General features: G+C 67.6%; 11 protein-coding genes. 6 read left to right on the forward strand and 5 right to left on the reverse strand.

The genetic code is table 11. From position 1 onward, the window contains the following. Positions 1 to 247: 247 nt before the first annotated feature. The gene (locus ACFTZB_RS38770; RefSeq protein WP_378440194.1) at positions 248 to 550 is read left to right on the forward strand and encodes a hypothetical protein; all 303 of its coding nucleotides are present in this window, start codon (positions 248 to 250) and stop codon (positions 548 to 550) included. A 178-nt stretch (positions 551 to 728) separates the two neighbouring features. On the opposite strand, the gene ACFTZB_RS38775 is transcribed toward ACFTZB_RS38770, so the two are convergent. Next, complete coding sequence (locus ACFTZB_RS38775) at positions 729 to 1,277, reverse strand: HutD family protein (protein ID WP_378440196.1); 549 nt, start codon at positions 1,275 to 1,277, stop codon at positions 729 to 731. Between the two features lie 201 nt (positions 1,278 to 1,478). On the opposite strand from ACFTZB_RS38775, the gene ACFTZB_RS38780 reads away from it, so the two are divergent. Beyond that, the gene (locus ACFTZB_RS38780) at positions 1,479 to 2,834 is read left to right on the forward strand and encodes an ammonium transporter (RefSeq protein WP_378440198.1); all 1,356 of its coding nucleotides are present in this window, start codon (positions 1,479 to 1,481) and stop codon (positions 2,832 to 2,834) included. 67 nt (positions 2,835 to 2,901) lie between these two features. Here ACFTZB_RS38780 and ACFTZB_RS38785 read toward each other — a convergent pair whose 3' ends face one another. Next, entirely contained in the window at positions 2,902 to 3,489 is a 588-nt protein-coding gene (locus ACFTZB_RS38785) for a transcriptional regulator (RefSeq protein ID WP_378440200.1), read from the reverse strand. A gap of 76 nt (positions 3,490 to 3,565) precedes the next feature. Next, the gene (locus tag ACFTZB_RS38790; RefSeq protein ID WP_012689757.1) at positions 3,566 to 4,231 is read right to left on the reverse strand and encodes an XRE family transcriptional regulator; all 666 of its coding nucleotides are present in this window, start codon (positions 4,229 to 4,231) and stop codon (positions 3,566 to 3,568) included. Positions 4,232 to 4,402: 171 nt separating this feature from the next. On the opposite strand from ACFTZB_RS38790, the gene styD reads away from it, so the two are divergent. The 4 genes from styD (at position 4,403) to ACFTZB_RS38810 (ending at position 8,054) form a co-directional block, all read left to right on the forward strand. Then, complete coding sequence (gene styD / locus ACFTZB_RS38795) at positions 4,403 to 5,890, forward strand: phenylacetaldehyde dehydrogenase StyD (RefSeq protein ID WP_378440203.1); 1,488 nt, start codon at positions 4,403 to 4,405, stop codon at positions 5,888 to 5,890. A 40-nt stretch (positions 5,891 to 5,930) separates the two neighbouring features. Then, a complete protein-coding gene (locus ACFTZB_RS38800) occupies positions 5,931 to 7,046 on the forward strand; it encodes an NDMA-dependent alcohol dehydrogenase (protein WP_378440205.1) in 1,116 nt (371 codons plus the stop codon). Between the two features lie 65 nt (positions 7,047 to 7,111). Next, the gene (locus tag ACFTZB_RS38805) at positions 7,112 to 7,432 is read left to right on the forward strand and encodes a DMT family transporter (RefSeq protein WP_378440207.1); all 321 of its coding nucleotides are present in this window, start codon (positions 7,112 to 7,114) and stop codon (positions 7,430 to 7,432) included. A 52-nt stretch (positions 7,433 to 7,484) separates the two neighbouring features. Next, a complete protein-coding gene (locus ACFTZB_RS38810; RefSeq protein WP_095862695.1) occupies positions 7,485 to 8,054 on the forward strand; it encodes a TetR/AcrR family transcriptional regulator in 570 nt (189 codons plus the stop codon). A gap of 52 nt (positions 8,055 to 8,106) precedes the next feature. Here the strand turns inward: ACFTZB_RS38810 and ACFTZB_RS38815 are convergent, their stop codons facing one another. Together ACFTZB_RS38815 and ACFTZB_RS38820 are read right to left on the reverse strand one after the other, a co-directional pair. Next, positions 8,107 to 8,946: an NmrA/HSCARG family protein gene (locus ACFTZB_RS38815; protein WP_378440209.1), complete on the reverse strand. Its 840-nt coding sequence runs from the start codon at positions 8,944 to 8,946 to the stop codon at positions 8,107 to 8,109. A 223-nt stretch (positions 8,947 to 9,169) separates the two neighbouring features. Then, positions 9,170 to 9,291 (reverse strand): histone-like nucleoid-structuring protein Lsr2 (locus ACFTZB_RS38820; protein ID WP_378440212.1); only part of this gene is annotated, 122 nt, incomplete at its 5' end.

Raw genomic sequence — 9,291 nt, forward strand, 5'->3', positions numbered from 1 at the left:
GGGTGGTGATGCACGGTGCATCACCAATCTCCGGGTGATGCACGGTGCATCACCGCCGCCACCACCCCTCGGAGCAGCCATCTCCCATCGAACTCAGCGAGAGTGCACGACGATTCCGGACTGGACCCGCTCGCATCCGGCCGCGACCTTCGGTGATGCACCGTGCATCACCCACATCCACATGTGATGCACGGTGCATCACGCGACGCGTTGATAGTTCAGATCGACCGCGAGGTGATGGCCCCAGGTGAGTGCCACGGTGTGCCCCGGCACGCTTTGGCACTCACCTGGGGAGGATCTGGGCGAGAACGACCGAACCTGGGCGCGTGCACTGTTCGCGGCGGCGCCGTCGGCCGACGGACTGGTGTACCGCTGCAGGCACAACGAGGACAAGTTCGCGTGGATGCTCGCCACCGATCCCACCCAGACCGCCCATCCCGCTCTCACCGTCAACAGCGATGATTCCGTGCCACTCCCGAGCACGATCGGCCTGGTGCTCGTCGAACGGATGCTCGCGCACTACAACGCGACCCTGGCCTCGACAGTCTGACCGACACTCATGGCGAAAACGACAAGCTGCGAAGAAAGACCGGGGTGGTGATGCACGGTGCATCACCGGCATCCGCAGGTGATGCACGGTGCATCACGCGACGCGTTGTTGGTTCAGATCCATCCCGAGGCGACTCCCCCAGGTGAGTGCCAAAGTGTCCCCCGGCACGCTTTGCCACTCACCTGGGGAGGACCTGGGCGAGCACGACCGACGCCGGTCCGGACAGGTGCACCGACCCCTGTTCGACGAGCAGGCAGTCGCCGGGTTCGAGTGACCCGAGGTCCGTCGTGAGGCCTCCGCTCAGGACCAGGGCGAGGACGGCCTCCCTTCCGCCGGCGGGCATCTCGTGCGCCGTTCCGATCTCGACGATGTCCACCGAGGCGGCCGTCGTGGACCGGTGGACCATGACGTTGAACGCCTCGGTCGCCCCGGCCGCCACGCAGGCGGGGCCGTCCTCACCGGCGAACGGGGTCGGGCTGAGGCGCGGAATCACCGCCGGGGCGTCGCCGAAGTCGAGCGACACCGGATGGTCGCCGATCACCGTGAAGATGCGGTCCACCTCGGGGAACGGCGAGAACGTCGAGTTCCCGTCGAGCGTCGCGACGCTGAACCGCCACCGGGACGCGGCGCCGGCGGCGATCTCCGCGGTCGTCCCCGCACCGTTGGCCCACGGCGTGATGCGACGTTCCGCGCGACGGATGATGCGTGCCCCGCGAGCTGTTGTCACCCATACTCCTCACTCACAATGTCCACTGCCACGATACAACGTCTCCCCTTCAGCGACACAAAGCCGGGGTCGAATCCGTAACGCATTCGTCACGCGACGCACTATTTTCGCAATCTCCGCTTTGGTTCACTGACGATAGACATTGATTCCCATCGGCGGACACTGCGAGTGTCCCGCCATCTTCGATCAAGGTGGACGACTATGAACGAAGCAGTCGCTGCGGCCGACACCGCCTGGATTCTGGCGGCCTTCACGGCGGTGAGCCTGATGGTGCCCGGCCTGGCCATGTTCTACGGCGGGATGGTCAGCGTGCGCAACACGCTCAACATGGCCATGATGACGTTCGGCGCGTTCGCCGTCGTCGGCGTGCTGTGGATCGTGTTCGGCTACTCGGCCGTGCTCGGCAATTCCCTCGGCGGTCTCGGCCTCCTGGGCGACCCGCTCGAGTTCTTCGGCTCCAGTGCACTGCTGGAGGCCCCCGCCGAACCCGGACTGCCACCCGCGCTGGTCTCGGGATTCCAGCTGTTGTTCGCCGCTATCACTGTGGCACTCATCTCGGGTGCGCTGGCCGACCGGATGAAGTTCGGCGCGTGGATGCTGTTCGCCGGACTGTGGGCGACGTTCGTCTACTTCCCCGTCGCCCACTGGGTCTTCGCGTTCGACTCGGCGGACGGATCGGTGATCGGCGGATGGATCGCCAACACCCTCGGCGCCATCGACTTCGCCGGCGGCACAGCGGTGCACATCAACGCCGGCATCGCCGCCCTCGCCGTCGTCCTGGTTCTCGGGACCCGCAAGACGTTCCCCGTCTCGCCGCGCCCGCACAGCCTTCCCCTGACGATGCTCGGCGCCGGCATCCTGCTGTTCGGCTGGTTCGGGTTCAACGGCGGCTCGGCGCTGTCCGCCGGTAACAGCGCGTCCGTCGTCATCCTCAACACCGTCGCCGCCGCGTGCGCAGGCATCTGCGCGTGGCTGGCCGTCGAGAAGTTGCGAGAAGGCCGGGCCACGTCGCTCGGCGCGGCATCCGGACTGATCGCCGCCCTGGTCGCCATCACGCCCGCCTGCGGCGCCGTCTCACCACTCGGCGCGTTGGCGGTCGGCGCCGCGGCCGGCGCGGTCTGCTGCTTCGCGGTCTCCTGGAAGTACCGGCTCGGCTACGACGACGCGCTCGACGTCGTCGGCGTGCACCTGGTCGGCGGCATCCTCGGCACCGTTCTCATCGGGTTCCTCGCGGATCCGGCCGCACCCAACGGCGCAGCGGGACTTCTCTACGGCGGCGGCTTCGACGTGCTGTGGCGCCAATGCGTCGCCGTGGCAGCCGTTCTCGCCTACTGCTTCGTCGTCACCCTGGTGATTGTCCTGGCACTGAAGAAGTTCATGGGCATCCGGGCCGACCAGGACAGCGAATACGACGGTCTCGACGTGTCCGTCCACGGCGAGACGGCATACGTGCTCGACGCCGTCGGCCTCACCGGCGCATCCAAGCACGGCGCGGACGCGGTGCTCGGCGCGGAAGCCATCACCGCCGAAGCGGTGGGAGACCCCGCGAAGGCCTGATGCAGCGTTGCACGCACACCGGCCCCTGTCCGCAGATTTCGCGGGCAGGGCCGTGCTGCGTCGCCGACTACGTCAGGCTCTGAGCCAGACTCCGAAGCTGATCGCTGTAGTTGTTCGGCTGGGCGGACAGGAACTGGGTCAGCACAATTCGGTCGAATTCCTCCATCGCGGCCGAATCACCCGTGATTGCCGCATGATTCGCGACCTCGTGTTCGAGCAGTTCGACCGCCTCACGCCACCCGCACACAGCGGGGCTTGCGAGTTCCATCTGCGGCTCGAATCGCAGGGGTTGGCCGAGTGGACTCCCGAGAATTTCCTGCAGGTGCTCCTCGAGGGTTCGGCGCGCCAGTCGGATGATCAGCTGAGACTGCCCCTCGTGCCACTCCATGCTTGCGGGGCGTCCCGGCGACAGAATGGACGCGACCGTCATGGTCGAGTCGAATTCTTGTGCGCCGGAGGTAATTCGGGCCGTGCCCGACAGGGGAATCTGAACGACGTAGAAGTCGCCGTGATCATCCGCGTTCATCCGCGCATCGGTGCCGTAATCGAAATAGTAGAGGCCGATCGCGCCCGCGGTGGCCAGGCTGACCGGCTCGGCGGGATCGAAGGGCAGCGCCGCTTTTCCGCCGGACGCTATCTGAACTGTCGCCAACATTGCTACCACGACCTTTCGAACCACCCGCCACTCTACGCCCGGCACACGGCGTGGAGGAAGGACGAGATCGTGCGGGTCACTCCTCGTGATGGTCCGGGTACGCGGTGACGGCGAGGAACCGGATGGGCAACCGCACGAGGTCGTTGGGACCGTGCAGGCCTTCGCCGTCGAGGAGCAGCGAGTCGCCCGGTCGCAGCGTGTACTCGGCCTCGCCGTGCCCGTAGACCATGACGCCCTCGAGCATGTACAGCAGTTCGGTGCCCGCGTGCTGGAACAGCGGAAACGTCTCGCTGGCGTCGGTGAGCGTGACCAGCACCGGTTCGAGTCGCTTGTGCTGCCCGCGCAGGGCGCCGAGGAGTTCGTAGTGGTGCCCCACCCGGGTGCCGCGTCCGACGATGACCGCGCCGTGGCCCGCCTCGACGTACACGGCGTCGCGGGCGGTGTCTGCACCCCGGAACAGGGAGGTCACCGGCACGTCGAGTCCGGCGGCGAGCCGCGCCAGCGTCGACAGACTGCACGACGTCTGCGAGTTCTCGATCTTCGACAGCATCGCCTTGGAGATCCCGACCTTGGCCGCCATGTCGCCGACGGACAGCCCGCTGGCCTTGCGGAGCGCCCGGACCTGCCTGGCGATCACCTTCTCCAGGTCGGGCCCGGTCGGCGTGTCGGACGGTACCTCCCGCTCGACGGGCGCGGGGTCTCCCGTGTCGCGGTGAACCTCGGTCTCGGGTCGAGTCGTCACGCCCGCATCGTAACAGCGCTGTTTACTGTCAGGAAACCGCGACTCGGTGCCCGCGGACGGCGAATCGGTGCGCATACGAGCAACAACCATGCGCGTGCGTGCAAGACGACGCCGCCCCCACACCCGCATGCTTGTGACAGCCATCACAACACCACCGGGAGAGTTGACGCCATGACCGCAGTACACGAGAACGTCAGTGCCACAGGGCTTCCTGATGGAACCGCCACGCAGCTGTTCATCGGCGGGCAGTGGCGTCCGGCGTCGGACGGCGGAACGTTCACCGACCTGAACCCGGCCACCGGACGCCCCCTCGTCGACGTGGCCGCCGGAACCGGGCAGGACATCGACGACGCCGTCGCCGCGGCGCGGTCGCAGCTGAACGGTGAATGGGGATCACTGCCCGGTGCCGCCCGCGGACGGATCCTGAACAAGGTCGCCGATCTCATCGAGCGCGACGGCGAGATCCTCGCCCGGCTCGAGGCCCTCGACGTCGGCAAGCCCGTCGGCCAGCCCACCATGCTCGACATCCCGATGGCCGCGGGCACGTTCCGGCACTTCGCCGGCTGGGCCGACAAGATCACCGGCCAGTCCATCCCGACCGCCGGCTACTTCGGTCAGCCCACCCACTCGTACACCGTCCGCGAACCGGTCGGCGTGATCGGCGCGATCGTCCCGTGGAACACCCCGCTGATGATCTCGGCGTGGAAGATCGCCCCGGCGCTGGCCGCCGGAAACACCCTGGTGGTCAAGCCGCCGGAGGACGCACCGCTGTCGATCCTGCACCTCGCGACGCTCCTCGAGGAGGCAGGACTGCCCGCAGGCACCGTCAACGTCGTGCCCGGCCTCGGCGAGATCGCCGGCGACGCACTCGCCGCCCACCCGGGCGTGGACAAGATCAGCTTCACCGGCAGCCCACGCGTCGGGCGGATCATCGCCAAGCGCGCCGCGGACACGTTCAAGCGCACCACCCTCGAACTGGGTGGCAAGTCCCCGCAGATCATCCTCCCGGACGCCGACCTCGAGGCCGCGATCAACGGCACCGCGATGGGTCTGTTCTTCAACCAGGGCGAGGTCTGCGCCGCGGGCACCCGCATCCTGGTGCACCGGTCGCTGTACTCGCAGGTCGTCGACGGTCTCGCCGCCGCCGCGTCCGCCCAGGTCCTCGGCGACCCGTTCGACCCGGCCACCACCATGGGCGCCCTGGTCAACGCGAAGCAGCGCGACACCGTCCTCGACTACATCGCGGCCGGACGCAGCGAGGGCGCCCGCGTCGCCGCCGGCGGCGGCCGCCCGGACGGGGACGGGTTCTTCGTCCAGCCGACCATCTTCGCCGACGCCAACAACGACATGAAGATCGCGCGGGAGGAGATCTTCGGACCCGTCGGCACCGTCATCGCGTTCGACACCACCGACGAGGCGATCGCGATCGCCAACGCCACCGACTACGGACTCGCCGCCTCGATCTGGACGCGCGACGTCTCCCACGCCCACACCCACGCCGGCAAGGTCCGGGCCGGAGCGGTGGCCGTGAACGGCTGGGCACCGATCGATCCCGCCCTGCCCTGGGGCGGCATGAAGACCAGCGGCACCGGACGCGAACTCGGCTGGGCCGGAATCGAAGCCAACACCGAGGAGAAGGTCGTCACCATCATCCTCTGATCCCGTACACCATCGACGTCGTCGGACAGGAGCAGCAAACATGAAGACCCAGGCCGCTGTGTTGTGGGAACCCGGTCAGCCGTGGCAGATCGAAGAACTGGAACTCGACCCGCCGAAGCACGGGGAGGTGCTGCTGCAGTTGGCGGCGTCGGGGATGTGCCATTCGGACGAACACGTTCGGGACGGGAGCCTGCCGCTCGAGTACTACCCGTTCATCGGTGGACACGAGGGCGCCGGTGTCGTGCTCGAGGTCGGAGCGGGGGTCACCAGCGTCGAGAAGGGCGATCACGTCGCACTCGGATTCATCCCCGCGTGCGGGCGGTGCCGGCAGTGCGCGACCGGACAGTCCAGCATCTGCGACCTGGGTGCTCACCTGCTCGAAGGATGGCAGATCTCGGACGGTACGGCGCGCCACCACGTGCGCGGCAAGGACGCTGCCATCCAGTGCCTGATCGGAACGTTCTCGCCGTACACGGTGGTCAACGAGGCGTCCTGCGTCAAGATCACGAAGGACATCCCGCTCGACAAGGCGGCGCTGGTCGGCTGCGGTGTCACGACCGGCTGGGGGTCGTCGGTGTACGCGGCCGGGGTCCAGGCCGGTGAGACCGTCGTCGTGATCGGCATGGGCGGCGTCGGGTGCGGGGCGGTTCAGGGCGCCGCGCTCGCCGGTGCCCGGCACGTCGTGGTCGTCGACCCGTCGGAGTTCAAGCGGGAGCAGGCCAAGATCTTCGGCGCCACCCACACCGCGGCGAGCATCGACGAGGCCCTCCCCCTCCTCCAGGACCTGACGTGGGGCCAGTTGGCCGACAAGGTGCTCATCACCGTCGCGAATGCGAGTGGCCGCATCATCGGTCCGGCGATGAGCCTGGTGGCGAAGGGCGGCACGTGCGTCCACGTGTCGGTCGGCGATGTCACGCAGAACGACGTCGACCTGAACCTGTTCGATCTGACGGCGATGCGCAAGACGCTCAAGGGGGCATGGTTCGGCAACGCGAACATCCGGTTCGACATCCCGCATCTGCTCCGCCTGTACATGGAGGGTCAGCTGAAGCTGGACGAAATGATCACGAGGACATACACGCTCGACCAGATCAACGACGGCTACGAGGCGATGCGGAAGGCCGAGAACGTCCGCGGCGTCATCATGTACTCGTAGACGGCACCGTCGGGAGCGGTGGGGCGCTGCACGCCTCACCGCTCCCGGCATGGTTCCCTGTCCCCATGCCGTACGTGTTCCTGCTTGCCGCGATCGCCGCCGAGGTGTTCGGTACGAGCCTGCTGAAGTCCACCGAGGGCTTCACCCGGCTCTGGCCGACGGTCGGCTGCCTCGCCGGCTACATTCTCGCGTTCCTGTTCCTGTCGCAGGCGGTCAAGACGGTGCCGGTCGGGATCGCCTACGCCATGTGGTCGGGGCTCGGGACGGCGGCGATCGTCGCGATCGGGGCTGCATTCCTCGGTGAACCGCTGACCGCGACGAAGATCTTCGGACTCGGTCTCGTCGTCTCCGGAGTGGTCGTGCTCAATCTCGGCGGAGCTCATTGATACCGTGGTCGCATGATCGCTGGTGGGACAGGTACACGTCGTGCCTAAGCTCGTGGATCACGACGAGCGTCGGCGAAGCATCACCGCCGCCGCCTGGCGGCTGATCGCGGCCCGCGGTATCGAGGCCGCGAACATGCGCGACATCGCCACCGAGGCCGGGTACACCAATGGCGCGCTGAGCCACTACTTCGCCGGCAAGGACGAGATCCTCCGGACGTCGTACGAGCACATCTCCGAGGCCACCGATCGGCGGATCACCGAGGCGCTCGGCGACGCGACCGGCCTCGACGCCCTGCGCATCCTGTGCCGCGAGGTGATGCCGATCAACGAGGAGAAACTTCTCGAGGCCCGGATCGCCGCCTCCCTGTGGCCGCGGGCCATGTACGACGAGCAGATGGCCGCGACCAACCGCCGGACGATGGACCGCTGGCGCGAGCAGATGGCGATCTTCCTCGAGCAGGCCCGCGACGAGGGCACCGTCGGCGACATCGACGTCACCATCGTGGTCGAGCAACTGCTCAACATGATGATGGGCATGCAGATTCTGGGTGTCCTCACGCCGGGCGAGACGTCGTCGGAGCGTCAGCTCGAGATGCTCGAGCGGTTCGTCACCACTCTCTGAGCCGACGGCCTCCACCGACACCGAACTGCGGACCTTGCGTTCTCCGCAGACCTCAGGCCAACTCGGCTGCCCAATCGGCGAAGCTCTGCCACCCCACCTCGGGGTAGAGCCGGCGCAGTTCGCCGATGTTCGCGTCGTACCCGGTGTCGGTGAGGAAGCGGAACATTGCGCGCATGTCCGGCGAGGCGATGGCGTCCGCGTCGGACGCATGGGCCTGAACCGGCGTGCCGAGGACGCTGCTGAGCACCTCGGCCATGCGACGTGGGGTCGGATCGTCCGACGCGAGGTCGATTCGTGTCCGCGCAAATCGGTCCGGATCATCGAATACCAGGGCGACGAACCGACCGAGGTCTCGGCGCGACAACTGCTGCAGCGGGGTATCGACCGGCAGAGGCAGATCGAGCCGGCCTCCGCGGATGCCGTCGAGTCCACCGAGCAAGTTGTCGTAGAAGTAGGTCGGCCCGACGATCGTGTGCGAGACCGAGGATTCTCGCAGCAACGACTCGGTCACGGCCTTCGTGTCGAAATGTGGGACCCCGGTACTCCTGTCCGCATCGGCCACCGAAGAGAACACCACGTGCGGAACACCGGCATCACCGAACGCGTCGACCAGCGCGGCGCCCTGCGCGATCTCCGCCTCTGGGCCGTCTTCGAACGGCGTTGTCATGGCGAACACGCCCGCACACCCCTCGACGGCAGACGCGATCGCCGCTCGATCGGTGATATCGGCCACCGCAATGTCGACGCCGCGTAGGCGCAACGCCTCTGAGCGAGAAGAGCTTCGACGGACCAGGGCTCGGACCTCGCGTCCACGTTCGAGCAGCGCGTCGACGACAGCGCCTCCCTGACCACCCGTCGCTCCGACTACTGCATACGGCTCACTCATGGACACAACACCTCTCCGTCTCGACCGCGTCAGCGTACTCGGCCGACTCCGTCCGCTCACCGTGATGTGCGCCTCGATAACGCCGGTGGGGCCCCGCCCCGGCCAGGCCGGCGGGAGCGGGGATCGACGGTCACCTCGTCAGCGTCCGCGATGACCGGGCGACACGGTGGGCAGGGCTCATCGCCTTCGCGGCAGGATGGGCTCCGAATCCATCAGGCACTGTCGCAACTCACGCCACCGGCAGCTCTGCCTGAGCATCATGGAAGGCTCGCTCGATCTCAGCCGCGATCCGGCCGCGGGAGGACACTACGTGACCCGCTCCGATCGCCCACTCACGAATCTCCCTGGACG

This window comes from Rhodococcus sp. NPDC057014 (assembly GCF_042673295.1).
Taxonomy (GTDB): domain Bacteria; phylum Actinomycetota; class Actinomycetes; order Mycobacteriales; family Mycobacteriaceae; genus Rhodococcus_F.

Bases quoted from the DNA above. Each gene is read 5' to 3' on its own strand.
- ACFTZB_RS38800 (WP_378440205.1), top strand. From the start codon at position 5,931: ATGAAGACCCAGGCCGCTGTGTTGTGGGAACCCGGTCAGCCGTGGCAG.
- ACFTZB_RS38805 (WP_378440207.1), top strand. From the start codon at position 7,112: ATGCCGTACGTGTTCCTGCTTGCCGCGATCGCCGCCGAGGTGTTCGGT.
- ACFTZB_RS38785 (WP_378440200.1), bottom strand. From the start codon at position 3,489: ATGTTGGCGACAGTTCAGATAGCGTCCGGCGGAAAAGCGGCGCTGCCC.
- ACFTZB_RS38780 (WP_378440198.1), top strand. From the start codon at position 1,479: ATGAACGAAGCAGTCGCTGCGGCCGACACCGCCTGGATTCTGGCGGCC.
- styD (WP_378440203.1), top strand. From the start codon at position 4,403: ATGACCGCAGTACACGAGAACGTCAGTGCCACAGGGCTTCCTGATGGA.